Origin of the sequence: Pseudomonas sp. Irchel 3E19 (genome assembly GCF_900187585.1) — a bacterium.
In the GTDB taxonomy this organism is placed as follows: domain Bacteria; phylum Pseudomonadota; class Gammaproteobacteria; order Pseudomonadales; family Pseudomonadaceae; genus Aquipseudomonas; species Aquipseudomonas baetica.
In genome coordinates this window covers 1-24,786 of record NZ_FYDT01000014.1, presented here as the reverse complement: position 1 = coordinate 24,786, position 24,786 = coordinate 1, and the positions used below count along the sequence as shown (strand labels likewise).

Annotated in this window: 30 protein-coding genes; all 30 read right to left on the bottom strand. The window is 60.5% G+C overall.

The genetic code is table 11. The features are described from left to right. Positions 1-7 precede the first annotated feature (7 nt). The 30 genes from CKW18_RS11375 to CKW18_RS29945 all read right to left on the bottom strand — a co-directional run bounded on the left by CKW18_RS11375 (position 8) and on the right by CKW18_RS29945 (position 24,536). The gene (locus tag CKW18_RS11375) at positions 8-607 is read right to left on the bottom strand and encodes a YmfQ family protein (RefSeq protein ID WP_095188880.1); all 600 of its coding nucleotides are present in this window, start codon (positions 605-607) and stop codon (positions 8-10) included. After that, positions 595-1,641 carry a baseplate J/gp47 family protein gene (locus CKW18_RS11370; RefSeq protein ID WP_095188879.1) on the bottom strand — a complete coding sequence of 349 codons (1,047 nt, stop codon included), beginning with the start codon at positions 1,639-1,641 and terminating at the stop codon, positions 595-597. The genes CKW18_RS11375 and CKW18_RS11370 overlap by 13 nt, the downstream gene beginning before the upstream one ends. Further along, a complete protein-coding gene (locus tag CKW18_RS11365; RefSeq protein WP_095188878.1) occupies positions 1,631-2,029 on the bottom strand; it encodes a phage GP46 family protein in 399 nt (132 codons plus the stop codon). The genes CKW18_RS11370 and CKW18_RS11365 overlap by 11 nt, the downstream gene beginning before the upstream one ends. Continuing rightward, positions 2,029-2,538 carry a phage baseplate assembly protein V gene (locus tag CKW18_RS11360; protein ID WP_095188877.1) on the bottom strand — a complete coding sequence of 170 codons (510 nt, stop codon included), beginning with the start codon at positions 2,536-2,538 and terminating at the stop codon, positions 2,029-2,031. Before CKW18_RS11360 ends, CKW18_RS11365 begins: the two co-directional genes overlap by 1 nt. 143 nt (positions 2,539-2,681) lie before the next feature. Next, positions 2,682-3,725 (bottom strand): phage baseplate assembly protein, encoded by a 1,044-nt coding sequence (locus CKW18_RS11355; protein ID WP_095188876.1) that lies wholly within the window; start codon positions 3,723-3,725, stop codon positions 2,682-2,684. 3 nt (positions 3,726-3,728) lie between these two features. After that, on the bottom strand, positions 3,729-4,964 hold the full coding sequence (locus CKW18_RS11350) for a DNA circularization protein (RefSeq protein WP_095188875.1): 1,236 nt from the start codon (positions 4,962-4,964) through the stop codon (positions 3,729-3,731). Then, positions 4,951-6,849 carry a phage tail protein gene (locus CKW18_RS11345; protein WP_095188874.1) on the bottom strand — a complete coding sequence of 633 codons (1,899 nt, stop codon included), beginning with the start codon at positions 6,847-6,849 and terminating at the stop codon, positions 4,951-4,953. Before CKW18_RS11345 ends, CKW18_RS11350 begins: the two co-directional genes overlap by 14 nt. Positions 6,850-6,979: 130 nt before the next feature. Next, positions 6,980-7,276: a phage tail assembly protein gene (locus tag CKW18_RS11340; RefSeq protein WP_007908778.1), complete on the bottom strand. Its 297-nt coding sequence runs from the start codon at positions 7,274-7,276 to the stop codon at positions 6,980-6,982. After that, complete coding sequence (locus CKW18_RS11335) at positions 7,273-7,620, bottom strand: phage tail tube protein (protein WP_007908779.1); 348 nt, start codon at positions 7,618-7,620, stop codon at positions 7,273-7,275. Before CKW18_RS11335 ends, CKW18_RS11340 begins: the two co-directional genes overlap by 4 nt. Before the next feature lie 67 nt (positions 7,621-7,687). Further along, a complete protein-coding gene (locus CKW18_RS11330) occupies positions 7,688-9,184 on the bottom strand; it encodes a phage tail sheath subtilisin-like domain-containing protein (protein ID WP_095188873.1) in 1,497 nt (498 codons plus the stop codon). Continuing rightward, a complete protein-coding gene (locus CKW18_RS11325) occupies positions 9,184-9,366 on the bottom strand; it encodes a DUF2635 domain-containing protein (protein WP_095188872.1) in 183 nt (60 codons plus the stop codon). Before CKW18_RS11325 ends, CKW18_RS11330 begins: the two co-directional genes overlap by 1 nt. Continuing rightward, entirely contained in the window at positions 9,363-9,947 is a 585-nt protein-coding gene (locus tag CKW18_RS11320; protein ID WP_095188871.1) for a hypothetical protein, read from the bottom strand. Before CKW18_RS11320 ends, CKW18_RS11325 begins: the two co-directional genes overlap by 4 nt. 147 nt (positions 9,948-10,094) lie before the next feature. Further along, on the bottom strand, positions 10,095-11,111 hold the full coding sequence (locus CKW18_RS11315; protein ID WP_095188870.1) for a phage tail protein: 1,017 nt from the start codon (positions 11,109-11,111) through the stop codon (positions 10,095-10,097). 9 nt (positions 11,112-11,120) lie between these two features. Continuing rightward, positions 11,121-11,333: a tail protein X gene (locus CKW18_RS11310; RefSeq protein ID WP_095188869.1), complete on the bottom strand. Its 213-nt coding sequence runs from the start codon at positions 11,331-11,333 to the stop codon at positions 11,121-11,123. Then, on the bottom strand, positions 11,326-11,709 hold the full coding sequence (locus tag CKW18_RS11305; RefSeq protein ID WP_095188868.1) for a phage tail protein: 384 nt from the start codon (positions 11,707-11,709) through the stop codon (positions 11,326-11,328). The genes CKW18_RS11310 and CKW18_RS11305 overlap by 8 nt, the downstream gene beginning before the upstream one ends. After that, complete coding sequence (locus CKW18_RS11300) at positions 11,709-13,949, bottom strand: phage tail tape measure protein (protein ID WP_095188867.1); 2,241 nt, start codon at positions 13,947-13,949, stop codon at positions 11,709-11,711. Before CKW18_RS11300 ends, CKW18_RS11305 begins: the two co-directional genes overlap by 1 nt. 129 nt (positions 13,950-14,078) lie before the next feature. Further along, the gene (locus CKW18_RS11295) at positions 14,079-14,660 is read right to left on the bottom strand and encodes a phage tail assembly protein (protein WP_095188866.1); all 582 of its coding nucleotides are present in this window, start codon (positions 14,658-14,660) and stop codon (positions 14,079-14,081) included. Positions 14,661-14,842: 182 nt separating this feature from the next. Further along, on the bottom strand, positions 14,843-15,349 hold the full coding sequence (locus CKW18_RS11290) for a phage major tail tube protein (protein WP_095188865.1): 507 nt from the start codon (positions 15,347-15,349) through the stop codon (positions 14,843-14,845). Then, a complete protein-coding gene (locus CKW18_RS11285; RefSeq protein WP_095188864.1) occupies positions 15,349-16,515 on the bottom strand; it encodes a phage tail protein in 1,167 nt (388 codons plus the stop codon). The genes CKW18_RS11290 and CKW18_RS11285 overlap by 1 nt, the downstream gene beginning before the upstream one ends. A 2-nt stretch (positions 16,516-16,517) precedes the next feature. Continuing rightward, the gene (locus CKW18_RS11280) at positions 16,518-16,703 is read right to left on the bottom strand and encodes a hypothetical protein (RefSeq protein WP_095188863.1); all 186 of its coding nucleotides are present in this window, start codon (positions 16,701-16,703) and stop codon (positions 16,518-16,520) included. 93 nt (positions 16,704-16,796) lie between these two features. Further along, complete coding sequence (locus CKW18_RS11275; RefSeq protein ID WP_256586930.1) at positions 16,797-17,351, bottom strand: DUF4376 domain-containing protein; 555 nt, start codon at positions 17,349-17,351, stop codon at positions 16,797-16,799. Beyond that, on the bottom strand, positions 17,351-20,017 hold the full coding sequence (locus CKW18_RS11270) for a phage tail protein (protein WP_256586929.1): 2,667 nt from the start codon (positions 20,015-20,017) through the stop codon (positions 17,351-17,353). The genes CKW18_RS11275 and CKW18_RS11270 overlap by 1 nt, the downstream gene beginning before the upstream one ends. Then, the gene (locus CKW18_RS11265) at positions 20,018-20,653 is read right to left on the bottom strand and encodes a phage tail protein I (protein WP_095188862.1); all 636 of its coding nucleotides are present in this window, start codon (positions 20,651-20,653) and stop codon (positions 20,018-20,020) included. After that, positions 20,650-21,645, bottom strand: coding sequence for a baseplate J/gp47 family protein (locus tag CKW18_RS11260; protein ID WP_095188861.1), 996 nt, complete (start codon positions 21,643-21,645; stop codon positions 20,650-20,652). Before CKW18_RS11260 ends, CKW18_RS11265 begins: the two co-directional genes overlap by 4 nt. After that, positions 21,642-21,974 carry a phage baseplate protein gene (locus CKW18_RS11255; protein WP_095188860.1) on the bottom strand — a complete coding sequence of 111 codons (333 nt, stop codon included), beginning with the start codon at positions 21,972-21,974 and terminating at the stop codon, positions 21,642-21,644. Before CKW18_RS11255 ends, CKW18_RS11260 begins: the two co-directional genes overlap by 4 nt. A gap of 14 nt (positions 21,975-21,988) precedes the next feature. Beyond that, the gene (locus CKW18_RS11250; RefSeq protein ID WP_095188859.1) at positions 21,989-22,597 is read right to left on the bottom strand and encodes a phage baseplate assembly protein V; all 609 of its coding nucleotides are present in this window, start codon (positions 22,595-22,597) and stop codon (positions 21,989-21,991) included. A gap of 3 nt (positions 22,598-22,600) precedes the next feature. After that, positions 22,601-23,122: a hypothetical protein gene (locus CKW18_RS11245; RefSeq protein ID WP_095188858.1), complete on the bottom strand. Its 522-nt coding sequence runs from the start codon at positions 23,120-23,122 to the stop codon at positions 22,601-22,603. A gap of 70 nt (positions 23,123-23,192) precedes the next feature. Beyond that, positions 23,193-23,531 (bottom strand): phage holin family protein, encoded by a 339-nt coding sequence (locus CKW18_RS11240; protein ID WP_038357950.1) that lies wholly within the window; start codon positions 23,529-23,531, stop codon positions 23,193-23,195. 145 nt (positions 23,532-23,676) lie between these two features. Then, positions 23,677-24,090, bottom strand: a complete 414-nt coding sequence (locus tag CKW18_RS11235) for a tail fiber assembly protein (protein WP_256586928.1) — start codon at positions 24,088-24,090, stop codon at positions 23,677-23,679. Positions 24,091-24,347: 257 nt separating this feature from the next. Further along, positions 24,348-24,536 carry a hypothetical protein gene (locus CKW18_RS29945; RefSeq protein ID WP_141233098.1) on the bottom strand — a complete coding sequence of 63 codons (189 nt, stop codon included), beginning with the start codon at positions 24,534-24,536 and terminating at the stop codon, positions 24,348-24,350. Positions 24,537-24,786 lie beyond the last annotated feature (250 nt).

Below are 24,786 nucleotides of genomic sequence, written 5' to 3'. Positions count from 1 at the left end.
TCACTCCCTAGTCATAATTGATGTGCACCTTGGTATGCGCTGGCGCGCTGCGGTGGATCAGGCATTCAAGCGCCGAGCCCGGGTTCACGCCGAAGCGCTCGCCCCAGTAACTCGCGCCGAAACGCCGGCCAAGCAGCAGGCGGCCGCCGGTGTTGAGCGTCCACATGAATTGCGCTTCCCATGTGCCGAAATGCGCCGCGCCGAACCGTGCACGGCCCATGCGCGGGGCTTCGTGTTCGGTGATGGTGGCGTTGGGGTAGCCCTGGCTCTTGGCGATTTCGAGGTAGTAGCCGACGGCCTGGCTGCCGACCGCGAGCAAGCGGCGGCGCACGGCGAGGCGGCGGTCGTCGAACAGTGGCGTGGCGCCCAGGCATGGGTCGGGCAGGTCCATCACCCGCTCCCAGTCCGGCACCAGTTCGCTGACGCCGGCCGGGTCCATTTCGTTGAGCAGGTCAGCGGCGCGGGCGTCAAGGCGGGCCAGTTCGACGGCGACGCCTTGCAGCACTTCCTCCAGTTCCGGTACGCGCTCCGGGTCCCATGCCGGGCCGCTCGGCAGTAAGGCGCGCAGTTGCGCCTGGTATTGCGCGGCGGTTCTTATGCCCCCCATACGCAACCTCCGAAGGTCAGCAGTTCACTTCGCCCCGCCGGCACGTCAGCGGCCGGCGCGGTGAGCGTGTGATCGTATTCGCCACCGGCGCTGCTGATGGCTTCGCGGATATGGCTGATCAACAACGGCACGCCGAGGTCAGCCTCGCGGTTGTGCAAATCGCGCAACTGCGCTTCGACGGCGGCGCGCACAGCGGTGGTGTCCGGGTTGACGCTTTTGAAGCGATAGACCACCGGCACCTGAATCGGCCGCTGCACATGCACCTCGGCGGTGACCGGGCGCAGCGGTTCGATGTAGTCCTGAACCTCGGCCAGTTGCTCGTCGTTCGGCACGGGTTGCGGGTCTTCGTCACGCATGATGAACACCGTTACCGTGCCCGGCCCGAGCAAACCACCACGGCACCATGCGCGGGTCACGCCCGGCACTTCCAGCGCCCAGGTTTCGTAGTCGCTGGCCGAGCCGCCATGTGGGATGACGCGATAGGAACGGATCACCCGCGAGCGCAGCGACTCCAGGCTTTCCCGCGCCACACCGCCGCTAAGCCCGGGTGCCAGCACCACGAAACTGTTGCCGACAACACCGGCAATCGGTTGCACCGGCGTCAGCGCCAAACCCGCGTCGGCGTTGCCGATGCTGCCGGCATCCAGCGCAGCGATGGTGGTGCTGTTGCTGCCATTCACCGTGGTGCGCGAAGCGCTGACTTTGTAGGTGCGACCGTCGCTTGATTGCAGCAGCGTATCGACGTCGAGCACCGCACCGGCGGTCGCGGTAAAACTCACACTGCCGGTAGCCACCTGCGCGGGTTTGCGCGGCTGGTTCAGGCGCAATGCAGCGATGCGTTCCAGGGTCGATTCATCGGCCTTGTCCGGCAGGATCTGCTCGGCAATCCAGTCGAGATAACCGTACAGGCCATAAGCGGCGCCGCCCAGGGTGCGGGCCAGCACTTGCGCATCGGACTGGCGCAGCGAATCGCCGGCCAGGTCGCTTTGGGTGCGCTTGATCAGCACCGGCAGCGAAGGGGTTTCAAACGGCATAGATCACCTGCCAACTGTTATCGGGGTTGATGTCCAGACGTTCGCCGTCGGCCAGGGTCAGGACCGTGCGCAGGTTCAGGCGCTGGGCGTCGAGGCGTTCGCTGATGATGTCGATGGCGCTGCAGTGGCCGTCGTCGAGCAGCCACTGCAAGGCTTCGCGGGCATAGAACTCAGCGTCCATCTGGGTCTGTCGGGTCAGCTTGACTCGCCGCAACAGCCACAGCCGCGAGCCGATGCGGTCGTCGGCGACGGTGGGAAAGGTGTCGCCCCACCAGCCGTAGCGTTCGTCATCGTCGAGGGCGTCGTCATCGGCGGCGCGGCGCCAGGTGAACAGGCTGATGAGCACGGCGCGGGTCAGCGCGGCATGGAGGTTCTGGCTGATGAACATCATTTGCCTCCTGCCGGCGTACCGGTCTGGCCGTTGCCGGCCTGCACGCCAACGTGCACGTGTTTGATCTGGCTGATGCCGCCAGCGAGTTGGTCGCCCGTGGAGACGATCTTGCCGGTCTGGTTGATCACTGGCGTATCGAAGTTCACGGCAGTACTGGCGCGGATGTTCAGCGTGGCGGTTTCGATGTCGATGATCCGCCCGCGCTTGAAGTGAATCTTGTCGCCTTCGTCGGTGTAGATCGCCACTTCACCGGGCGCCAGCGATTGCAGGCGATAGCGGCGGTCGGCGACCACCAGAGCAATGGCGTGGGAACGATCACCGCCGAGGAAGGTGACAACGCCCTCGGCGCCAGCCAGTGGATGACTGGTGAAGCCATAGGGTTCGAAGTGTTCGAGGTCGTCGTTGACCTCCCCGGCGGTGAGGCGCATTTGCAGCGATTGCAGCTTGGATGCCGAATTGGCGAGCACGACAGTGCCGCGCGCCAGCAGGCGTGTCAGTAGGCTCATGGGGTGTCCTCAAGGAGCAGACCCGACACGGACAAAATGTGGGAGCGGGCTTGCTCGCGAAAGCGGTGGGTCAGTCAATAGGGTGTTGGAGCTACCGACGCTTTCGCGAGCAAGCCCGCTCCCACAGGGGTTCGGTGTCAGGCTCAGGTTTTTTTCGGGGGTGTTGGATCAGGATCGAAGGTGTGCGGCGGCGCCACTTGCAGCGTGGTCACCGAGCCTTGTGCCGACAGCGAATAAGTGACCTTGGAGATCAGCATGTCGCCATCAAACCCGAGCACCGGATCCTTGACCTTGACCAGCGTGTTGTGGCGCCACAGATCACCGTTGGACTGACGCCAGCCCTGCACCTGATAAGTGGTGGACTGCGCCCGGCCCATGCGCGTGGCGCTTTCCCATTGGGCGCGCTGCTGGGCCAGTTCGAAAGTCAGCGCGGTACCCTCGTTGATGATCGTGGTGCGCCGCCGCTTGAAGGTCAGGTCAGCCGCCGTCGATTCAACTTCGCTGACCGCCGCCCCGCTCTTCTTGTCCGAACCTTTTTGCTGGCCGATCACCCGATATTCGGAGAACACCTGGCTCTGATCCATCGGTGCGTTGGCCGACAAAATGTTCTTGCCCAGTTCCAGCGCATCGCTGGCGCGACCACCGCTGCCGGGCTTGGCCAGCACCAGCCGGCCCTGCGCGTCATCGGTGGAAAACACCCGAAACAGCGAGAGCAACCGGTCGATCGACTGAAACACCGTCTCACCCGGCACAATCGTGTGCTTGGCCAGCCTTGAGGTCTCGGGGATTTCGTTGACCACCATCAGCGAATACTCCATCGCCAGCGCCTGCACGATGGTCAGCAACGGTTGTTCCTGCCATTGACCGGGTCGGTTGGTGGCGGCGCAATCGACCAGGTCCTGGGTTTTGGAACTGCCTTCGATACTCAGGCTGATCTGCCGACCGTCATAGCTGATCGGCGCCTTGAAAACGTAACCGGTGAGCACCAGATCCTTGCCGATTTTCACTTCGCAAGGGTCACCCGGTTTGATCCGCTGATCCACCGTCTGCCCCGGCCATTGCCAGGTGATGTCGAGTTTGAAGGTGCGGAACTGGCGCTCCAGATCAGCGCTGATTTCCACGCTTTTCCAGCCGCCGTATTCCATGTTGTTGACGGTCAGCGTGACGCGATTATCCATCTCGCTCATGGCTTACTCCCTGGACACTTTCACATCGTTAGGTGAAAAGCCCGGATGGTTCATCGCGTTGCTCTGAGTCACTTGAGTCACCCGTGTGGCATCGGCAAATTGCTTGTAGGCCACGACCAGCGCCGGCAGGCTTTCCTGGAACGACTTACTGACCTGTCGCACACCGGATGACGCCACTGCCTTGAGATGCGCAATCAGCGCTTCCTTCACATCATTGATTGCCTGGTGATGCTTGGGATCGGCCTTGTCCAGCATCGGATCAATGGCCGCCCCGATAGCCTTCTGCAGCGCTTTCATCTCATCGGTCACCGGCACTTCCTGACGGGTCACCGGTTGATCCGCCTGCTGAGCCACCGACGGTGTCGATGACAATTTCACCGCGGGGGTCGCTATCGGCATCGACGCCACCCATTGCGCCACTTTCACCAGCAGGGTGTCCTGCACCAGATCGGCCATGGCTTGCGCCGCCGCGTTGGTGTCCTTGCCGGTGGTGATCTTCGGCGCATCAGCCTTGCGGATGGCTTCGAGTTGTTGGGACACGTCGGCAATCACGCCACGATAGCCTTCCTTCGCGAATTCCTTGAGCTCCTTGATATCGCCGAGCAAGCCCTTGAACTCGGCCGCCACTTCCTTGGGCAATTCCTTGACCGCTTTGACCAGTTCGGTGATCTGCCGGTACTGCTCGATCAGCGGTTTGAGCTGTTCCTTGATCACCTCGTACACCCCGGTAAGGCTGTTGCGCAGATTGGCAATGCCGATTCGCGCAGCCTTGATCAGGGTCATCGCCTGTTCGAAGCGCGCCACTGCCGAACCCAACAGTGTGTCGGCTTTGGCCAACAGAACTTTCTGGGTGCTGACGTTGGCGGTCGGAAAAGGCAGCGGTTTATCGGGGTAAAACTTCAACGCGAAAGTCACCAGACCGCCGTCCTGGCGGGTGTGGGTCATGTCGCATTCGCCGACCTTGACTTGCAGGCGGCCGAGCCATGGGTGCACCAGTTCACCACTGCCCGCCTCCAGTGCCTTGAGCAACTTGTCGCGCTGCTCCAGGCAATCGGCGCCGATGATGAAGGCCGTCAGATCATGGGTCTTGGCCTGCTGGCCAAGATCCTCGAAATACGGCAGGTCGCGTTGCGGATACTCGTGCAACTGACCCTTGCGACCGACCGGGGTTTTCGCCTGATCGATCCAGAACCCGACACCGCGAAAGGATGCCGGCAACAAACGGTCACGCCAGTTCATTGGAACCTCCTGCCGACAGCGAGCGATAGCCAATGCGCGAAGACAGCGCCAGGCCCGGTTGATTGCTTTGCGGTTGATCGGTACGCAGCCCCGCCGGCGCATTTTCGAAGCGCACGGTCAGGCCGCCTTCGAGTTGCGTACGGTTATTGGCGGCGCTTTGCTGGATCAGGGCGCTGGAAGATTGCGGCAAGGAGCCGCCCTGCAACGCCCCGGTGGACGGCGTTTGAGGGTTTGCGCCAAAAAACGCTGGGGCCAATTCACCTTTGCCTTCGGCATTGGTCTGGCGTTGCGCTTGGGTCAGGGTTTCGACCTTGCCGGTGACCTTGGCGATCAACCCGGCGAAACCACCGTCGAACAGTTCCTTGATCGGCGCGATGACGGTTTGCAGCTTTTGCCACAACTCGCCGAACCACTCGGTGATCGGCCCCCAGCTCTCGATGATCTGATCCAGGGGCATCCATTCGAACAGGGTGTGCAGAAAATCCACGACCGGCGCGGACAACGCCAGCAGTACATCCCACAGCGCCGAAAATACTTCACCGATCGGCTGCCAGTACTGCGCAATCTGCTCCAGCGGCGACCACTCGAACAGGCTGGTGAAAAAGCCTTTGACCTGTTGCACTGACGTTTGCAGAGCCATCCAGATCGGTTCGAAAAATTCAACGACACCGCCCCAGGCGCTGGTGATCATTTCCATCGGGAAAAAATCGAACAACGTCCGCAAAGCCTCTCGGGTGCTTTGTACAGCCGATTGCAGTGCCGCCCACAACGGCTGGAAGTACGCAACGACACTGCCCCAAGCGCTGGTGATCATCTGCATCGGCGAGAAGTCGAACAACGAAACGAAGAACTCTTTAGTCGACTGCGCCACTTTTCGCAGCCCGGCGAACATCGGCTCGAAGTACGTGACAACACCGCCCCACGCACTGCTGATCATCTGCATCGGCGAGAAATCAAACAGGTTTCTGAGAAACGCCATCACCGGCACACTCAAGGCCTTGAGCAATTCCCAGATCGCCGAAAACAGTCCCGTCAGCGGCGCCCAGTTTTCCAGGATCATGCCGGCGGGCGTCCACGAGAACACCGATTTGAAAAAGTCGATCACCGGCGCGGTGACGGTTTTGACCTTGTCCCAGATGCCCGAGAAGAATCCCGTGATCGGTGACCACAACGCCGCCAGTGCATCCAGCGGGCGCCAATCGAGGATCGAGCGCAACGTCGCCATCGCACTCGCCCCCATGTTTTTCACGCCCTCCCACAGGCCCTTGAAGAAAGCGCTGATCGGCGTCCAATTGGCATAAATCAAACCGGCCGCCACCGCGATGCCCATCGCGATCAACATGATCGGATTGGTCTTGAGCACCATGCTCATCACGTCCATCACTTGGGTCATGCCGGTGACGGCGGTTTGCATGGCGGAGAAGGCAATTGCCCCCGCCGCCAGGCCTTCGACCAGTTTCGGGTTATCGGCGAGCAGGCTGCCGACCTGGGTCAGCATCGGTTCCAGTCCGACCACGAGTGCGCCGACCGCCGGCACCAGTGCGGCATCGACGGCGGCCGAAACCTTTTCCATCGACGCACTGAACACGTTCATGTTCTGCGCAGCGGCTTTCGGCGCGGCGGGCAGGTCGACGGTTTTTGCCGTCTCGCTGACGTCGGCCAACTTGCCCTGAAAGGCTGCCGCCGACTTGATACCGTCCACGAACGGCGTGATCACGCTGCCGCCCTTGAACAACCCGCTGATGTCGAGTTTGCCCAGACCGGTCTGCTCGAGATTTTTCTTGAAGCTCTCGACCTTGGCCCGGAGGGCACCGAGCTTGGGCGACAGCTCATCGATGCCGGTAATCAGCACCGATGTTTTCGGTTTGCTATCTGTGTCTGCCATCACTGCACCTGCTGCATCGCATTGATCCGTTGCGCGTGCTCCAGCGATTCGCGGAGCACATCCAGTGGCCTGGCCATCATCTGTTCGGGGTCAACCTTCCAGAACCAGGCCAGGTCATAGGCGACAGCGATCAGGTCGGTGATGGCGCCGACGCCGCACTCATGAAAAAACTCGCAACGGCCCAGCTCAGCGCGTTGAGGTCAGCCAGATCGAGCTGGTTGACCGACGACGGCGGAATGCCGGCGCACACGGCGATGTATTTGGCCGCGACGTCCATGTCGAGGCTGACCTCTTCGCTCTTGTCGATCTTGTACGGCAGCGCCTTGATCGCTCGCACTTCCTGCACCGTCGGACGGCGCAGGACGAGTTCGGTCAGGGGCTCGCCGTGAGCTTCGATCGCAACTTGAAGCTTCACGGCGCCGCTCATTGCCAGGTCCCCTTGATGCCTTCGAATTTCAGTTCGATGGTGGCGTCATCGCCTTTGGAGACTGGCTCCTCGACCAGATACGCGCCGGCCAGTACGTAAACTTTGCCGTTGCTGAATTCGCAGGTGACGGTGATGTCGGTGCCTTCGATCAGCTTCTTCAGCGGGAAGTCGGCGGTGTGCAGCGCGGTCACTTTGAACGACGGCGCGATGTCGGTTTCCTTGTAGAAGCCGGGTACGACGGTTTCGCGTTTGACCGCCATCAGCGGGGCTTCGCAGCCGCCATTGATAGTCAGTTGTGCGCCGTCGACCTTGACGTAGCAGGTGCCTGCAATCAGTTGACCCATGGTGTTACTCCCTTGAATAAAAAAGCCCACGCGAGGTGGGCTGAAGGCTTGACGCTAAACGCGGTTATCAAGCCGCGTCGTCGTACTGCAGACGGAATTGGTTGAGCAATGCGAACACGCGCAGACCGTTGATGTAGTCCGGCGGGAACAGCACATTCACGCGGCTCGGGTCCTGCACGTCGCGCTCGACGATCAGGTGCTCGGCGAACAGTTCGGCGTTCTCCACGTGGCCTTCCAGTTCGAGCTTGGCGTACTGGGCGATCAGTTCACCGCGAATGGTCGCAGGCGTGACGATTGGCTGGCCGGCGCCGAAACGGGTGCCGTCGGAGGCCAGTTTGTGCCGGCCGTATTTGCTGGTGATCACGCTTTGCAGACGACGCACGATGAACGCCGACTGGTGCATGGTTTCGCTGTCCAGGTAGGAGTTGTCGGCCTGGCCGTAAGCGTTTTTCTGGTAGGTGGTGATCGAACGCTGGATGCGCACGTAACCGCCTTCGTAGTAAGCCGTGGCGATGCCGTAGTTGAGCAGCGACTGACGCTCGGTCAGGGTGAAACGCTCGCTCGCCGGGGCCGGATCGACACCCGGCAGGCTGCCACTTTGGGTCGGACGGCTGGCGTCGGCGGAGATAAAAACCGCAGTGCGCGCAGCCAGTGCAGCCGCTTGGACCCAGAACGGTTGCGGAACACCCGGCTCCAGCGCCTGAATGGTCATATGCTGGTCGTTACGCGCCTGACCGGCCGCCACCAGAGTGCCGACGGTGCCGCGTTTGGCGCTGTAGACGTGACCGAACAGTTGCTTGGCCCACGACCAGCGACCGGTGCTGTCATCCATGACCGCTTGCCAGGTGTTGAGGGTCGACAGATCCGACCATGGCAGCGCGATGAACTCGAATGGCTCGTCACCCAGTGCCGCAACGGCAGCGATCTGATCCGGGACGCCAGCGCCGCCGGTCATGGCGGTGATGGCGCTGGTCAGGCCGGCCGGGGTTTCTTCGCCGTTGCTCTTGCCCAGGCGATTGAATTGCAGGCTGATGTCATTGCCGCTGTCGCCAGTCCATTTGGCGTTCAGGGTCACTACACCTTCGGCAGCCGCAGCGCTCACCGGCAGATCGGCCGTGGCGTTGATTTTCTGCGCCAGTGCAGTGGCTGCTTGTGCGGCAGTAGCGCCGTTGACCACGGTGGCTTGCACACGCACGCCGCCGACATACAGGTTGAGTACGCCGGCCTGAGTGGCGGTGCCAGTCAAGGTCAGCACGCCTTTGGCGATGGCGCCTTCAGTGTTGTGCAGCGGCAGGCACCAGATCTCGCCGATCGGGTCGGCCTTGCGGAAGGTCTCGTACATCGAGGCGAGCATCGAGCCTTGGCCACCGATGCTCTTGGCCAGCGCGACGCTGGAGACCAAAATCAGTTTGCCGACTTCAGTCGGGGCGATGTTGTCGTTGACCTGAGCCACGATCAGACGACGCAGGGTCGAGCTCGCGCTATTGGCGGCCGAGTTGTCCATTTCGGCATAGAACAGCGGTACACGAATGTCCGCGGGGATGTTGCTGAATCCGATCGCCATTATTTGGCTCCCTGTGGTTTAGCCGCTTTTGCGGTTTTGAGTGTGATATCGCCGTCGGCCAGACGTCGGCGCCACCAGGCGCTGTCCAGCACTTCTCGGCCTTCAAGAGGCAGCAGATCGCCCGCCTCCGGGTCTGGCACGGCACGGCCAGCGGCCGGCACTACGGTGATGCGATTGCTCATGGGGTTACGTCTCCAGAGAAAGTCAGTTCCACGCGCCCATCAGGGCCCGGGTGTTTCAGGTTGGGGTCGGCCGGGTCGATCGCATCGACCCGCACGGTGACCCCGGTAAAGGACGACAAACCGTCCAGTTCACGTTCGTGCCAACTCTCCGCAGGCTGACTCGGCAGATTGCGACCGAGCTGGAACTCGGCAAAAAAGCGCAGCCGGTAATAGGCGCGGCTGCTGTTGATTGAGACCAGTTCACCGCCGTCGTAGGCGATGGCGCTGTAGTCGATATCGGGTTTGAACCCCACCAGCGCGCGCCACAGTTCGGCGCGCAGGTCGTGCAACCGATCCAGCGCTTTTGTAGCGTCGCTGGCGTCAAGCACCAGGACGATTTCGAAGCGGTCACGGATCGCCTGGACGGTGAGGTTTTGTGCGCTGCTGTTGCTGGCCACATCGGCCAGCGGTGTGACGTAGGCCGAAGGTGTCGGCAGATCAGGGTTGCCTTGCAGCAACGCCAGATCGACACCGACGGCAATGTGATTGCCCAGGCTTGGGCATTGCGCACGCAACTGCGTGAGGATCGGGGTGATCTTCATGGGGATGTTCCAGAATTAGGGGGAGTTAACGCAGAGCCCAATGTGGGAGCGAGCCTGCTCGCGAAAGCGCTGGGTCAGTCGCCATCAATGTTAGATATGCCGGCCTCTTCGCGAGCAGGCTCGCTCCCACGGGATGTTGTGCAGGGATCAGGCCTTGGGGTCGAGGCCGGTTGCCTCGATCAGGCAGCGATAGCTTTCCTCGCGTTTGCCGCTGGCGGTGACTTTTTCGATCGACCAGCGACCGCGCATGAAGTCTGGCCAGGTGTCATCGAGCACCAGCAGGCCTTCGGCAGCCAGCAGCGGATCGCCCGGGCAGGTGACCTTCAGCTTGTATTTCTGGCGCAGCATCTTGCGCACTTCGGCTTCGCCGATGGCTTTGGCTTCTTCTTCACTGGCCTGTTTCTGGCGAATGACCTTGTAGGGCCCGGAACCGGTGATCACCTCGCGCAGTTTGCCGGCGGCGATGTCCCAGAAGCAGGTCTTGCAACCCTGGTTCTGGGTACGAGCGGTCTCTTCCAGTGTGGCGCTGATGAAGGCGTGATCACCCGGTCGATTGTTGCTGGTCACCGACAGCCTGACGTCGGGTATCACCTGGCCCGACAGGTTTTTCAGCTGCGCCGGTTTCGCCAATACGTAGAGGTCGTTGAACGGTTTGGCCACCGCGTCGTACTTGAGCGCCAGTCGCGTGATGAAGCTCATGTCGGTTTCGTTCGACTGATCAACATGAGCAATCCGGATCAGCGCCAGTTCGGGATCGACGCGCGGCGAAAAACCATGCGGCGAGACCAACTGGCGAAACAGTGCGCCAAGGGTGGTGGGGCCATGACTGGCCGTGCGCCGTTCCTTGAATCGGGTCTCATCCTTGCCGCTGAAAGGCGCTGCGGTCGCCACCAGCGTCAAGCGCAACGGGAACAGCGTCGGGGTCAGTCGAGTCACCTTGAACTGGCCTTTTTCGACCAGCCCGGACTCCCGATAGCCCACCCGCAGGCCGATTGTTCCGCCCAGGGTCGGCAAGCCTTCAAGGCCTTCCAGGTCGATCACCAATGTCAGTTGATCGGACTCCATCCCGGCAGCATCAATGTGTTCCCAACTGATCAGGCGCTGGTTCAGCAAGGCCTGGTTGGCGCCGTAGATTTCGATCGCCGGTGTAAATCCCTGTGCCATGCAACCTCCTTAGTCCCAGGCCAGAACCGGCTTGATCGCGGCGGGTTTGCTGTCGAGTTCCGGCAGTGTCACCCAGATGCCCGCCGGCAAAACGGGGCCGTGTTCGGCCAGGGTCGAATTGAGTTTCCACAACGCGGCTTCGGCCTGATCGTCTGAGCGACCCGATTCGCGGTAGAGCAGCAGATTGACCGAATCACCGGCCACGCTTCGGACCTTACGCATTGTTGAACTCCGCTAATTCGAGTACCCACTTGATCACCATCGCGGTGCCGTCATCGATGACCTCGCTCTGGTTTTCCTGAACGCTATTGATCCGCCACAACCCCCAGTTGCGACCGATGCCATCGATCAACGGCAGCGGTGCTCTCAACGCTTGCAGCGCACGCAGCTCATCGAGCCGCTCCATGGCCACGGCGTACATCGCGGTGCCGCCGATGGTCAGGGTTTCCGGCTTCTGTCCGGTCTGATGGGATTTGGGTTTACTGGTGAGGATCTGCAATTCAGTCCAGCCACCGTCGGATTTGCGCGCCAGCGTGCTGTAGGCAAACTCGCGGGACAGGCCGAAGATGAAACTGCCGAGTGCCATTTGTTGTTTCATCAGGCGACTCCATCGGTGAGGGCTGCGTCGCGGCGCGTGGCGAGGGGATTAATACTCATCGCCGGAACGAATTGGGCGTTGAAATGGTTTTCCATGACCTGCGAGATCATCGTGCCAACCTTTTCGGAACTGACAATTTCACTGCCGCTGATCTGAATCGACGGGGCGTAGGTGATTTGCTGATTTCGCGTCTGAGCAGTGGACAAGTCTTTGGCTACCTGCGCCGGCGGGGCAAGTTTGTCCTCAGCGGGAGTCGCCAGTTGTTCACCGACATAAGAACCGAGCATGCCGCCCAAAGTCCCCCCGATGAAAGTACCGATGCCAGGCGCAATCAACGAACCGATCGTGGCACCGATTGCAGTTCCGGCCAGTTCGCCGGCGGCGCCTTTAACCGCTTTGTCGTCACCCTCTCGCCAGCCCTTAAGGCCGGTGTAGGCTGCACTCACGATGGCCAGCGGCGCACCGGCCTTCACGGCCGGCATTGCACTGGCAAGTCTGGGCAGCAAACTGCCGCCGAGACGCTGTACCGCCGGCACCTGTCGGGCGGCAATCTTCTCTATTGAGCGCGGCGTCCAACTGCCGATTTTATCAGCCCACATCTCGAGGCCGATTTTCGCGTTGTCAATGAAGGGCAGCACTCTTGCCGTAACACCTCGCAAACGACTGCCGCCAACGGAACGCGAAGGTGCCTTGGCAGGATTCTGTCGAGCAGGAGAACGACCAGATTTTTTCCTTTTGCGAGGGCGATCAGCGCCCTCATCCCCGACAATCACATCACCGATTTCAGGCGGCAATCGGGTGGTGGCCAGACGCAACAGCTTTGTCGTAACCGCACCGAGCACAGCAGTCGCACCGCTCTTCAGGGCAGCCGCCACAAATGGCAAGGTAACAGCGCCCAGCACGACCAGCCCTGCAGTGAGGGCGGGGAATGCTTCTGCCGCTGTACTCGCGACATTGACCAACGCCGTGAGCCCGAACGCGAGACCCTCTGTGATCGGTGCCAGTGCGGTACCGAATGCCGTGGTTAGCCGATTGAGACTCGCATCCAACGCATTCCAGCGCCCTTGCGAAGTATCACCAAACGCCTCGGCCGTTTTCGTCGCTGCACCGGCCCCGGAACCCAGTTCCGAGGTTGCATATTGGTGCTTGTCGGACACTCGTGTGAAGGCTGTCTTGACGTCGTCGGGCTTCTTCAACAACTCAAGAATGCTTGTACCGCTCTCGCCAAACAGCGTCTTCGCCGTGGCTGCACGTTCGGGTACGGATTGTTTACTGAGTGCTGCGAGCACCGAATCAATTGCACCTGGCGCATCCGTGCGCATCTTCTCACGCAACGATTCGGGATCCAGGTGCAACCGGGTCATCGCCGAACGCTGTTCGGTTGACGAAGCGTTGCCTTTGCCGAAGGCCGACGTAAAGCTCTTCAATGCCGCACTGGCACCGTCCTTGTCCGCCCCGCTGTTCAACAGCGCAGTGGCAAACGCTGCCACCTGTTCCGGTGTCATTCCCGATGCAACGGCACTCTCGCCCGAGCGCTGAACGACCGCGCCGATATCGGCAGGCTTGGCATCCAGACCGCTGCTGCTCAGGTAACTGACCGCATCGGCCAGATCCTGGCCTTGGTATCGATCCAGCTTCAAGGAGGAACGCCAGACCGCGAGCATTTCCCCCGCAGCCTTGACGTCGATCCGGAAGGCCGTGGCATTGATCGCAGCGTCGCCGGAATACGCTCTTAGCTCTGTAGCCCGCTGATCACCCTTGGCACCGTCGGCAATACCAGATCGCGCCCCGACCTGCTGGATTTGCAAGAGATCCGCGCCAGTCGCGCCACTGGCTGCGATCGACCGCTGAGTCGCGAGTTCGAGGGTTTGCTCTGAATGCGCTTGAAGCTGCTCTTTGTTGAGTCCAATCAACTGATTGAGCTCAACCAGTGCGGTCTCGTTAGCCATCGCCGATTGCAGGTTCTTCGGTGGCGGTCGCTGCTCGATTTCCGCCTTGAGTTTTGACTTCGGATCACTATTGGCGGCTGGCGGCGCCGCGACGACCTTGAACAACGATTGCTGGCTCACCAGCAGCTCGCGCAGCTTGATCTGCTCCTGAGTCAGCAAACGAATATTCACGCTTGCCAGGGACAGCGTCAGGTTAAGGTCCTGCAGCGATTTGCCGAGGTTGGTCGGTAGTGCGTCCGCCGTATTGCCACTCTCACCGGCGTTCGTGAGCGCATATTTGCTCTCTGCCATTGCCGCTCTACTCCTGTTTCACGCCAAGGCGAGTGATCGCTATGTCGTAGCGGCGCAACGCCTTTTCGGCGTCCCATTCCAGAATTTCCGCCTCACTTACCGGGTAAATGAGCGGGACGATATCGAGGATTACTTCGATGTCGCGTTCCGAAAGTAGGCCGCCGGCTGGTTTAAAAAATCGTCTATGCGCACCTGCAATTGGGTCCAGTCCGGGACGGTCAGTAGGGCGAGATCGGGGATCATCAGGCCGGTGCAATGGGCGGTGATGAACTCGGCGCGTTCCTTGGCCGTTTTCAGTTTCTTCATCACTTTGGTGGCACGCAGCACTGGCATTTCCAGACTCAGCGAGGTCAGGGTGCGGCCGGTCACGGCGAGCGGTTGCAGCAGCTGGATCTGATCGGGATCGGCGGTTTTTTCCGCGTCTTCGACCTGATCGAGGAAGTAAGCTGCCGGACGGGTCGACATCTCGTATACGTACTGGGCGATGCTCACGTAGTCCGGACGTTTGAGCTGGTCGAGCTCCTTGACCGACAGGCCGGTGGCCAGCAGCGCCAGTTCGAAGAACTGATCGTCTTCGTCATCGCCGGCGCGCTCCAGCGCTTCTTTCTGCGCGGCGTAGAACAGCGGCTTGAGCTGAATCTGCTCGATCTGCGCGCCGTCATCGCCGGTGATTGGCGACAGCAGGTCATGCTTGGGTGGCATCCACGACATGAATGAATTCCTTGGTGATTCTTGAGGGGGGTGTTGCTTAACATCTGCCAGTCACGCTGATCCATTGTGGGAGCGGGCTTGCTCGCGAATGCGGTGGGTCAGAGCCACAAATTTCGCCTGACACACCGCCTTCGCGAGCAAGCCCGCTCCCACAGGGGTTTGTGCCAGGCTTGCCTACTGGGTTACGGCATCAGCACCGCACGGCGGGCATCACCGAGGATGTCGACGCCGTTGAGCACGAACTTCTGGGTGCGCACGTCGATGTCGATCACCGGGATACCGTTTTCCAGGCGGGTGTAGGTACGGCAGGACAATTCCAGGGTGGTCTTGGGTTTATCACCCATTTTGATCACGCCTTCATCGAGAATCTTCAGCTTGCCGCCGACGGTGTGGTAGGTGAACCACGTGTTGCCATCCTGATCCTGACCGGCTTCACGCACGTTCAACAGAATGTCATCGCCGAGCTTCACGCCCAGTGCGAGCATGATTTCCGGGCCAGCGCCCTGCAGGATCAACTTGGCGCCAAGCGCCTTCGCGCTTTTGGCCATTTCTTCGACGATGAAGCGTCCGCCCGCCATGTTTTCCATGTCGAATTCGATCTTCGGCGGGGTGAATTCCTCCACGGTCGCCGACAGCGGCAGGCCTTGCAGGGTGGCCGCGATGGCCTGGCGATTGCGGTTGGTAAACATTAGAGAACGTCCTCCAGGAACTGCTCGATGATTTCATCGCGGGCGTTGAGTTGATAAACCATGTGTTCGTTCGGCGCGTAGCGGCCGTAGTCGATGACCACGTACCAGGTGCCGTTCTTGTACTTCTCGACGCTGTTGAGTTCCGGGTGCAGATAGACGCTGCCGCCAGGAATGGTTTCGTCGGCGACCAGGGTTTGCAGCCAGTCGTTGATGCGTTTGACCTCTTGATCCATGAACGACTTGGTCAGGTTCTTGGCCATGGCTTTCTGGCCGGCCTTGACCAGCTTGCGGCTGATCGCATCTTCAAGGCCGACGTAGCTGATGAACTTGCCGGTGATCGAGCGGTTGCCCAGCAGCGAGAAGCCGCCAAGCACAGTGCGGGCGTAGTAGCTGACGCCGTAACGGTTGAGCAGATCGCCTTCGGTGGAGGTGTCGAGGATGTTGTATTCCACGACGCGGGAAACGTCTTCGGCGTAGGTCACCTGATTGCCTGGGCTTTCCCACTGCTTGACCTTGGCCAGCGCGGCAATCGCCAGGCTGGATGGAGCGAGGAACACATTTTTCTTCGCCGCTTTCGAGTAAACGGCCGGCATGTTGTGCACCACCAGGCAACGGTCGAAACCGAGGTCGGCGCCGCCGAGTTCCTGGCTGTAAGTCACTTGATCAGCGACCGAGGCGTCCTTGCCGTCCAGCACCACACGGGCCTTGATGCGCTTGCCGAACGAGGCGAACTCGCTGGCCACCGCTTTGGTGCCGGTGAAGCCCGGCGCGCCGATGATGGTCAGATCTTCCGGGACACTGCCCAGTGCAGCCAGACCCAGTTTGCGACCGGTCGCCGGCTCAACGCCGCCGATCACTGCGTTGACGGTATCGGCCGGGGTAGCACCCGCTTCGACGATCACGACATACACCGGCACCTTGACCACTTTGAGGATCTGGTAAACCGCGTGATACAGCGTGCCCTCTTCCGAACCGGTCGGATCGAGCAGTGCATGGGTGGTAAAGCTATTGATGCGGAACGGCGCGTTACGCGGAATCAGCGGATCAGCCTTCGGCGCGGTGCCGACCAGACCGATGACGTTGTCACCCAGGCCACCCATGGCTTCGGGGGATTCGGTGGCATTGACGGTAATGCCGTTGTGCTCGAAGTTCAAAACCTCAGCCATGTTCAGTCAGCCTTCTTGGCAGCGGCCTTTTTGGCCTGGGTGGACGATGTTTTCAGTTCCAGTCGACCGGCGCTGTGCAAGGCACTGGCCTCGACGTCGAGCAGATCGAGGTCTTGACCGACGCTCGACCAGTGCCCACCGCCGGTGGGGAATGGGACGAGCACGGTGTAGGTTTGGCGGGTTGCCATTTTTCGTTTCTCCATAAACGGGAAAGCCCCTCGTGGGGAGGGGCTTTGGCGGGTAAGAAAACGCCCCGACGGTGCGGGGCGTTTATTGAAGCGTCACAAACCGGGCTCAGACGCTGGCGGTACAGCCGGCCAGCCCTCAGTCAGCATTTCGGGACGATAATTTCCAAGGTCGATCGCCAGCAGTAAATCGCGCTCACGATCAAAACATGCCTGGACATGAGTACGCACAGCCTTGGCGATTTCGAGGATTCGGGTCGCATCAATTTCGACAAAGCCATTGGCTGTCTTGAAGTTGCATCGGTACTCGGGATCGACAATTGCAGACAAGCCCGTTCCAGCAATCAATGTCTGGCTGTCACGTGTGGTTTCGATGGTGAATCCATCGACGATGACGCCACCTGCTTCACGCAAAAAGCGTTCGGCAGCAACGGCGGTTGCCAGTGTTTCAGGCGTGACCGTCATAGAAGGTTGCGGCGAAAACAACCAATCACCGTCATGCTCCTTTGCCGCCCAGCCTTGCTGGGGACGTGGATCGAGATGATCGACGCACACCCATACCAGCGTCGGCGGGTACAACGTCGAAATATCGCCCTCGGTTTCGATCTGCTCGACAACCATGTCGGCATAAATGCGTACATAGGTACTCATCAGGTCCACTCCTCGATAATCACGATGCCGTCACCACCATTGCCGCCTTTGAGGTTGGACGGACACGATGGCTTGGCTAACGCTCCCCCGCCACCGGAACCAGGATTTACGGCACCCTCGCCGTCTCGACTGGCACCGCCCGAAGAGTTACCACCCGGTCCAAATGCACTGAGGCCTCCTTCGCCGGATGTACAAAAAGCCAAGGTCGGCCCCTTCACTCCACCGCCTCCCTGGCCATTGGCATTGATCGTCGAACCACCTGTGGCGGGCTCGGAATTGGGGCTGCGGCCAAGTTGCAGAGGCGGCACAGTGTTGGCCGAGAATCCTCCTCCATATCCTCCTGGTGCAGCGATTCCGGCAAAAGATGTTGTTCCCCCATTGAGACCGATACTGGCAACAACGCCCGTGCCCCCTTTACCGATAGTGATCTGCTGACCGTCGAAACCCTGAGTCAACCAGCCTTCTGCATAAGCACCGCCAGACCCACCGCAACCGGCGGAAAGCTGAGTATTGGCTGTCGAGACTGCACCACCACCCGCACCGCCACCACCTTGCAATCTGTATTTGATCTTTTTGGTTCCAGGCCCCGGCAGATAGATCTCGTTTGCCTTGAAAACCCGGGTTCTCAGATAGCGACCCGAAGCGTTGCGAACTTCATCGGCGAGGGCGGCGATATCGATGCTTCCCTGATTGATCGGCGCGTTCCAGGCTTTGATGCACCACATCACCGTCAGGTTGCGTGGCCGGGTTTCTGTCGAAGTGCGTGCCACCTTCGAAGCATCGAACGACATATTGATGACACCGGTAGAGGCTATGCCTCCGGGGAGCTGAGTCCCACCTGTCGCTGGCGCGCTGAAAGCGCCACTGACCGTGCCTGTTGCTGCGAGCTGAACACCGTTGTTCGCGGCGTACTGCCCTGTGATGTTCTGGAGCGAGTCGAGTTGATAACTGCCGATTGCCCTGCCTGCATCCACACCGCGTCCGTGATCCCACCCTCGCAGGAACTCGCCGCGAGATTCCGGCAAGCGGAAATTCCCGGCCCCCTCATCCCCTTTGTTGAACTTTGTGCCGAGATACGCCGCCAGATCCGGATAGGTCGCAATGCTCTGCACACTGCCATCCAGCTCCAAAAAGCCCGATGGCACGATGCCCGTCGGGAAGGCCATTACCGCACCGACCGGTACAGCCGATCCGAGACGCGAAACTTCCTTTACCAGTGCCGCTACGTCGATGTTTCCCTGATTGACCGGGGCGTTCCAGGCTTTGATGCACCACATGACGGCGATGTTGCGAGGGCGTGCCTCCGGGCCACCAGAACTATTGAAGCCTGCTGCGAAATTGGTCATTACGGCCGTATTGCCGTTGTCTACCACTACCGCACTCGGATTACTGCCGGTGGCATTGGCGAACGCCTGCATGCGGGTGACGGTATGAGCATGCGACTTGTTGTCGTCGGCCTGCCAGCTACCGAGACCACGTCCGGCATCTATTCCACGCCCATGATCCCAACCACGCAAGAACTCCCCACGTGCCTCAGGCAAACGGAAATTCCCGACGCCCTCATCACCCTTGTTGAACTTGCCGCCCAGATAAGCGCTCAAGTCCGGGTAAGTCGCGCTGCTCTTGACGCTGTTATCCAGTTCCAGAAAGCCCGGCGGCGGAGCATCAACCGGGAACGCGACAATCGAGCCCACCGGCAACGCCGATGCCTTGGCAATCAGCGCTTCGACTTCAGCCTTGGTGTACGAATCCTTGATCCCGAATCCAGCCAGCGTTTCAGGATTGGCACCGGCAGTCGCCCGACCATACTCATCAACGGTCAGACTCTTGTAAGTGCCAGCAGCAATCCCGGTACGCCCCGCGAGCATCTTGAACGTCAGCGCCGTGGTGCCGAGGGTGATCGGTGCATTGGTGGTCAAGTGCCACAACGAATCACCGTTCGCGGTGCCCTCCTCCACCATCACCGTCAGGCCCGGCGTGACCTTGGCGTTGCTGTTGGCATCCGTCGCCCGCAACCAGTCGCCATTGGCGACGATCCACAGGCCGTTGTCCTTGGCCAGCGTCTGATTCGGCAACAGCACACGGTCACCGGCAATCACGGCCACACCATCAATCTGCTGCGCACCGTTCAACACAACATTGCCAGTCGCCGCAACGCGTACCGACTGTTTGCCGTCAAGTTTGCCGAGTTCTTCGGCGAGGTAACTCATGACCCAGGCACGCGTGGCTTTGACGACGGTGTCGTCGATCAGCAGCGTCACAAGCGACGCATTACTCGTCTCGAAAATCGAACGAATGTAGAACTCTTTACCCGAACCGGACGTGGCCAGAACCGGTTTGAACGACTCTGGATATTTGACGATGGCATAGAGAACGCCAGTGTCAGTCCACAGCCCCGCTTCCCGCACATACCAGCCGCCAACATCCGGCGGAATGGTCACTTCAGCGAGCAGCCAGCTCGGGTTCTTCTCGTCCTGGAACAGCGCATTGAGCGGCCCGCGCCAGACTTCGCGTTTCAGCGCCGTGGCGGTCGCGGCCGGGTTGTAGACCGCGCCGCCGCCGTCGCCGACTGAAATCTGCGTCAACTTGATCGGCACGCCCGCAGCTTTACAAGCCGTTTCGTAGGCAATCCCTGCGTTGGTGAGCAGGGTGTAATAGTCAGCCATTCAGGCCCCCTGAGGATAAATAGTGGATGTTTCGACGGTGTACATACCGGCGGCCATGAACGCCTCTCCCGAGGTTTCGAGCCCTTCGATGAACACCGGATAAACCGTGGTCAGTTCGCCGCAGAACGTCGCGGCGCCGATGACGTGAGTACCGAATGCGCTCAGGCCTACAGAGACCGACAGCACATCCCGTTCGCTTTTGGCATCGGCCAGGCGTCGGTCGAGACGGGCGTCGATTTCTTCGCTGTAGGGCTGGTCGCTGAAGGCGCGCACAGAAAAACTGTAAGGCGCGCCGGGCGGTGTCTGTTCGTACCAGGCGCGGACTTCGGGGCGCAGTTGCAAACCCTTGGCAGCGTTTTCCAGTGCCTTGCGAGTGCCGGCCTGGCGTGCAGTGGGCCAGGCCAGTTCGACGGTCAGGCGCTTTTCCGCTTCCGGTGCGGCGGTGCTCCATTCGGCGACGCCGCGATCCGCTGCGAGATAAGGGAGAAACGCGGCCGGTGTTTCACTCGGATTCATCAGTTCGGGAAACGGCGGCGCGATACGATCAAGCAAAGTGCCGAAGCCCAGATCCAGCCCGCGCTCCAGCGCCGAACTGTTGGCCGGCAGCAGCGTCGGGCGTTGCGTTGGCTCACTCATAGCGTCAACACCTCAACCTCGACCGCCGTGCAGTACGGCGCCTGAAACGCGGTGGTCACGATCGGCGTCAGCGGTTCCAGAATCTGCAATTGCACGGCACCAGCGCTGTGCAGCGTGTAATCGATCCAGCTCGGATCGACCCGCCCTTCGAGGCGATGGCAACTGTCGGCGTAAGCCTGCAATTGCTGCTGCGCGGCGACTTGGGTCAGGCCCGAATCGGGGCCGGAATTGATCTTGGCGACGACACGTATTTTGTAGCGCTGAATGTCGGCAGCCTTGACGGTGACGAGGTCGGTTTCCGGTCGCACATCCGGCCGGGCGAAGTGCTGGCGGACGCCTTGAAGCAATGCCTCGGACGGCGTGCCGTCACCGTCCCGCGCAAGTACGGTGACCTGCACTTCACCCGGCGCGGTGCGGCGGCCATTGCCATCCTTGACCTGCGCGGCGAAGCCGTCCGGGTTGAAGGTGTAAGTGACATTCACCACACCGGCGTCGGTGGATTCGACTTTCACCGTCGGCCGCTCGCCGAGGGTGAACACCTCGCGGCGATACTGCATCCGCGACCCCGCCGCCGGGGCATGCGGCGCCAGGTAATAACGCAACCGGGCGTCGTCGTCACCTTCGTAAATCGCCGGCACCGGCGGAAAGGCCGCGGGGTCACCGGGATCGAGCAACTGCCGCTCCAGGCCCATGTCCGCCAGCCGTGCGTCGAGGTTGCTGCCGGTCGCCCACCACGCCAGCATCTGCTTGATGCGGGCGTTGTATTTACGCTCGTGGGTTTGCAGCCGGACACAGAAAGCTTCCAGTGCCAAGGTCAGCAGTTCGCTTTCGTTTTCCAGGCTGGTCTTGAGTTTCGCTGCACTGTCCGGCGAGCGGGCACCGACGTATTCGATGACGAAGGTCTTGAACTCGGCGAGCAGATCTTCGAACGCTTCGACGGTGATCAGCGCGGGTTCGGCCAATTGGTTCTGGCCGGGGATCAACATGCTCATGTCACGACCTCGAAGGTTTGTTGACGGTTTTTCCAGGTGCCGGCGAAACGCAGCAGCAGACCGGCGCCCTGACGGCTGGCGACGATCACTTGCGGCTGAAAATCATCGATGCCGTTTTGCTTGTTGTAGAACGCTTGCGCTGCATGGCTCTGGGCCAGAAGCAGCACGTCGTCACCGAGGTTCTGCCCCAGTAGCGAGGGGATCAGCGAGCCATACAGGGGCCGTTTCTGCCGGGTGCCCAGCGGCGTAGTCAGGGCCCGGGTCGCGCGCTGCACAAACTGCAGCCAGTCGTCGACCGTGGCCCCGCTGTCTCTATCGATTCCGATCATGGAAGGCTCTTGAATCAGGGGCTGATGACGCGGCCCTGGTGATCGACCGACGGGCCGCTGAAGTGCACGCCCGAAGCGTCGATGGTCATGCCGACGACGCCCAGTTGCAGGTTGATGGCCTGCGGGGTCAGCGCCAGTCGCGCCGGGCCGATGCTCAGTTCCAGCGACTCGCGAGAACCGTTGAACGCCGCAGGGCCGTTCTGCCAATGCAGTGTGTGTGTGGCGTCGTCGTAACCGCTTTCGCTGCCGTCCTGATGTACTCGACGGGTCAGCGTCGGTACGGTCGAGGTCGGAGGAAAGCGATCACTGTTCAAACCGAACAACGCCACCGACTGCGCACCGCTTTCGCCGCTGCCGTAGTTGAACAACAAACACTGCTCACCCACTGTCGGAATCCGCGATTCGCTCTGCGCTCCGGCGCTCGGGTTGAAGAACTTGATGGCCGGGGTAAGCAGTCCACCGTGGCTGACCGTGCAGGTGTTACTCGCCGCGTCGACTGTCTGGCAGACGCCGATTCGGCAGTAGCTCTCGGCACGCCGATGCAGGTCTTCGATTTCCGCTTCCATCTCGGCCAGGCGTTCGATGATCGGACCCAGTTGCATGCGCAGTAATGCGTCGAACATCGATCAGGCCTCCAGCGCGGTGTATTGGTCGGGGTCGTCGATGTTGCTGACTTCCCAGGTACGGGCGAATTTCGGCGTGCCGAGTGGATCGTCGAGCAAGGTCGGGCCGAGGTAGAGGGTCTGGTTGAACGTCAGTGTCCAGGCCCTGTATTGCTGATCGGCGCGGATGAGCAATGACGGCAAACCATCCATGTTCATCGGCAGATCACACTGATCGCCGGGCAGTCCCCAGCGGTTGTCGGTGATCAGATTTTTCAGCACCGCGATCAGATCGCAGGCGGCAAATGCCGTAGCGGAAAGCGCCGGGATGACTTGCAGCGACAACGTCATGACATGAGCAATTCGCCCATCAGCGGCGCGCACTCCCGAGGCATTTCGGTCGAAGTCGATCAACCCCCAGGCTTGATCGCCCGGAGCACTGAAATCCTCGTGATTGCCGACATTGAGGTTCAGCCCGGCGGTGTTGCGCAGCGTCGTCGCGATGGCGGTGAACAGTTGCGACGGCTGCTGGATCGGTGTGGGCATACATGACCTCCTTTTCAATCGTCCACGCGAAGCCCTGCCGCCAAAATGGCGGCACGGAAAACAGTCAAGGTTAAGGCTGGTCGCGCGGCGGGACTTCGCAGACGCCGATGCGTTTGGCGGCCCAGCGTTCGTAGAGACCGATGGCCACATCGGCGCCGGCCATGGCGGTCAGGCATCCGAATGCGCCGGCCGCCCAGATCGACAATCCCGCAGCGTAAAGCAGCATGATTGCCGAGACGCCGCAGATCATGCAGGCGCCTGAGCGCAAAGCCAGGCGCCGCAGCAGTGACCAGCCGCGGGCGCCTTCCTTGTCGGCGCGCCACATTTCACCGGACACCCCGCCCACTACGGCGAGGAGGATGACCAGCCAGATCGGCATGTCCGCCAACGCTTGTTGCTCGCTTGTCATGTCACGCCTCCTGGGGGTGATTGATGAGTGGTGTGTGTTGGGTTCAATCGTTTTCTCTTGAGGTAGGCATTCCAAAAAGCCCGGCATTGAGGCCGGGCCTTTCAGTAATGCGCTCTCGCTTCTCGATCTGACAATTGCAGTGGAGTCAGAACGGAGCGACTGGCCAGTTGATCGTCGGAAATGCGTTTTGGTTTATCACTTTGGTGACGGCAATGTAGTACTGCTTGTATGCAACCAGTGCAGCCGCTTCTGCCGCAGTGGCGATCTCGAGATCCAGCTTGTATTGCAATGGATTGAACATCAGCCAGCGGGAAGCCTGGTCAAGGCGCAGCTGTATGCGTCCAGAAGTAAAGGCCTGTCGCTCATAATCAGAAGTATCACTGTAGGTCGAACCCCAATCCGTCTTCATCCCTGGCTCCACAATCATGCCATCGGGAACTTCTCGCCAAACTGAACTCGGCTCATCTGCAGGCGTTGCAGGCACACTCCCGTCAGTCTCCAGTACCTGAAGAACGACGGTGTAACCCGTTGCTGTAACTGTAAGTGCGTAACGACTCATTTCTGATTCCTTCTTAGCGGTTCTCAGCGAACCCTTTTGGAGACCGTCTGTCAGTACGACGTAACTGGACAGACGGTGATCGCCGGAAAGCCGGCTATCTATTGCTTTCGGAAGTAGTGATGAATTCCGGCAGGCATTCCAAAAAGCCCGGCGCAATGCACCGGGCTTTTCAGTAATGCGCTCCTTCGCCTTCCTTCAAATCCTGTGTTCAAGAAGGAAGCTGACTTTTCGGCGCTACTGGCGCGGTACGAGTCCATTCAAATTGTTTTTCCGACCGCGGTCCCTGCCCGCCGGATAACTGCTTCTGGTGCTTTACGCTGCACACCCGGGTCAGTTGCCAACCCTCTGAACCGTTGAGGCCGGTTCATCGCTGCCTGTTCTTGTGGAACTAAAGAGCTTTCGTTTCCAGCCGCTTTGTCGAGCGGCTTGGTGGCAATAATATGCATATATGCATATCCAGTCAATGCGTAAATGCATTTATTTATACGTGAGAAATGCATGAACGCATGAAGGCCGCATAAACCATGGCGTTGAGGGTTTTGCGCGGGCGAAAAAAAACCCGCCGATGGGCGTAATGCTGTTCACTTAAGCATTTGAATCCTCGCCGGGCTTCTTCGAAAATCCGATGTCAGATCTCTGGCATCGGATTTTTTATGTCTGTTCAACAGGACTTGCTCGACCTCGGCGACCTTTTCA

What these genes read in the sequence shown, in the direction of transcription:
- CKW18_RS11350 (WP_095188875.1), bottom strand. Translation starts at nt 4,964, where the DNA reads ATGAACTGGCGTGACCGTTTGTTGCCGGCATCCTTTCGCGGTGTCGGG.
- CKW18_RS11325 (WP_095188872.1), bottom strand. Translation starts at nt 9,366, where the DNA reads ATGAGCAATCGCATCACCGTAGTGCCGGCCGCTGGCCGTGCCGTGCCA.
- CKW18_RS11320 (WP_095188871.1), bottom strand. Translation starts at nt 9,947, where the DNA reads ATGAAGATCACCCCGATCCTCACGCAGTTGCGTGCGCAATGCCCAAGC.
- CKW18_RS11330 (WP_095188873.1), bottom strand. Translation starts at nt 9,184, where the DNA reads ATGGCGATCGGATTCAGCAACATCCCCGCGGACATTCGTGTACCGCTG.
- CKW18_RS11240 (WP_038357950.1), bottom strand. Translation starts at nt 23,531, where the DNA reads ATGACAAGCGAGCAACAAGCGTTGGCGGACATGCCGATCTGGCTGGTC.
- CKW18_RS11260 (WP_095188861.1), bottom strand. Translation starts at nt 21,645, where the DNA reads ATGAGCATGTTGATCCCCGGCCAGAACCAATTGGCCGAACCCGCGCTG.
- CKW18_RS11245 (WP_095188858.1), bottom strand. Translation starts at nt 23,122, where the DNA reads ATGCCCACACCGATCCAGCAGCCGTCGCAACTGTTCACCGCCATCGCG.
- CKW18_RS11290 (WP_095188865.1), bottom strand. Translation starts at nt 15,349, where the DNA reads ATGTTTACCAACCGCAATCGCCAGGCCATCGCGGCCACCCTGCAAGGC.
- CKW18_RS11340 (WP_007908778.1), bottom strand. Translation starts at nt 7,276, where the DNA reads ATGAGCGGCGCCGTGAAGCTTCAAGTTGCGATCGAAGCTCACGGCGAG.
- CKW18_RS11265 (WP_095188862.1), bottom strand. Translation starts at nt 20,653, where the DNA reads ATGAGTGAGCCAACGCAACGCCCGACGCTGCTGCCGGCCAACAGTTCG.
- CKW18_RS11270 (WP_256586929.1), bottom strand. Translation starts at nt 20,017, where the DNA reads ATGGCTGACTATTACACCCTGCTCACCAACGCAGGGATTGCCTACGAA.
- CKW18_RS11310 (WP_095188869.1), bottom strand. Translation starts at nt 11,333, where the DNA reads ATGCGTAAGGTCCGAAGCGTGGCCGGTGATTCGGTCAATCTGCTGCTC.
- CKW18_RS11285 (WP_095188864.1), bottom strand. Translation starts at nt 16,515, where the DNA reads ATGGCTGAGGTTTTGAACTTCGAGCACAACGGCATTACCGTCAATGCC.
- CKW18_RS11375 (WP_095188880.1), bottom strand. Translation starts at nt 607, where the DNA reads ATGGGGGGCATAAGAACCGCCGCGCAATACCAGGCGCAACTGCGCGCC.
- CKW18_RS11250 (WP_095188859.1), bottom strand. Translation starts at nt 22,597, where the DNA reads ATGTTCGACGCATTACTGCGCATGCAACTGGGTCCGATCATCGAACGC.
- CKW18_RS11315 (WP_095188870.1), bottom strand. Translation starts at nt 11,111, where the DNA reads ATGGCACAGGGATTTACACCGGCGATCGAAATCTACGGCGCCAACCAG.
- CKW18_RS11255 (WP_095188860.1), bottom strand. Translation starts at nt 21,974, where the DNA reads ATGATCGGAATCGATAGAGACAGCGGGGCCACGGTCGACGACTGGCTG.
- CKW18_RS11305 (WP_095188868.1), bottom strand. Translation starts at nt 11,709, where the DNA reads ATGAAACAACAAATGGCACTCGGCAGTTTCATCTTCGGCCTGTCCCGC.
- CKW18_RS11300 (WP_095188867.1), bottom strand. Translation starts at nt 13,949, where the DNA reads ATGGCAGAGAGCAAATATGCGCTCACGAACGCCGGTGAGAGTGGCAAT.
- CKW18_RS11235 (WP_256586928.1), bottom strand. Translation starts at nt 24,090, where the DNA reads ATGAGTCGTTACGCACTTACAGTTACAGCAACGGGTTACACCGTCGTT.
- CKW18_RS11370 (WP_095188879.1), bottom strand. Translation starts at nt 1,641, where the DNA reads ATGCCGTTTGAAACCCCTTCGCTGCCGGTGCTGATCAAGCGCACCCAA.
- CKW18_RS11345 (WP_095188874.1), bottom strand. Translation starts at nt 6,849, where the DNA reads ATGGCAGACACAGATAGCAAACCGAAAACATCGGTGCTGATTACCGGC.
- CKW18_RS11365 (WP_095188878.1), bottom strand. Translation starts at nt 2,029, where the DNA reads ATGTTCATCAGCCAGAACCTCCATGCCGCGCTGACCCGCGCCGTGCTC.
- CKW18_RS11335 (WP_007908779.1), bottom strand. Translation starts at nt 7,620, where the DNA reads ATGGGTCAACTGATTGCAGGCACCTGCTACGTCAAGGTCGACGGCGCA.
- CKW18_RS11355 (WP_095188876.1), bottom strand. Translation starts at nt 3,725, where the DNA reads ATGAGCGAGATGGATAATCGCGTCACGCTGACCGTCAACAACATGGAA.
- CKW18_RS11280 (WP_095188863.1), bottom strand. Translation starts at nt 16,703, where the DNA reads ATGGCAACCCGCCAAACCTACACCGTGCTCGTCCCATTCCCCACCGGC.
- CKW18_RS11360 (WP_095188877.1), bottom strand. Translation starts at nt 2,538, where the DNA reads ATGAGCCTACTGACACGCCTGCTGGCGCGCGGCACTGTCGTGCTCGCC.
- CKW18_RS11275 (WP_256586930.1), bottom strand. Translation starts at nt 17,351, where the DNA reads ATGAGTACCTATGTACGCATTTATGCCGACATGGTTGTCGAGCAGATC.
- CKW18_RS29945 (WP_141233098.1), bottom strand. Translation starts at nt 24,536, where the DNA reads ATGCATATTATTGCCACCAAGCCGCTCGACAAAGCGGCTGGAAACGAA.
- CKW18_RS11295 (WP_095188866.1), bottom strand. Translation starts at nt 14,660, where the DNA reads ATGTCGTGGATGCCACCCAAGCATGACCTGCTGTCGCCAATCACCGGC.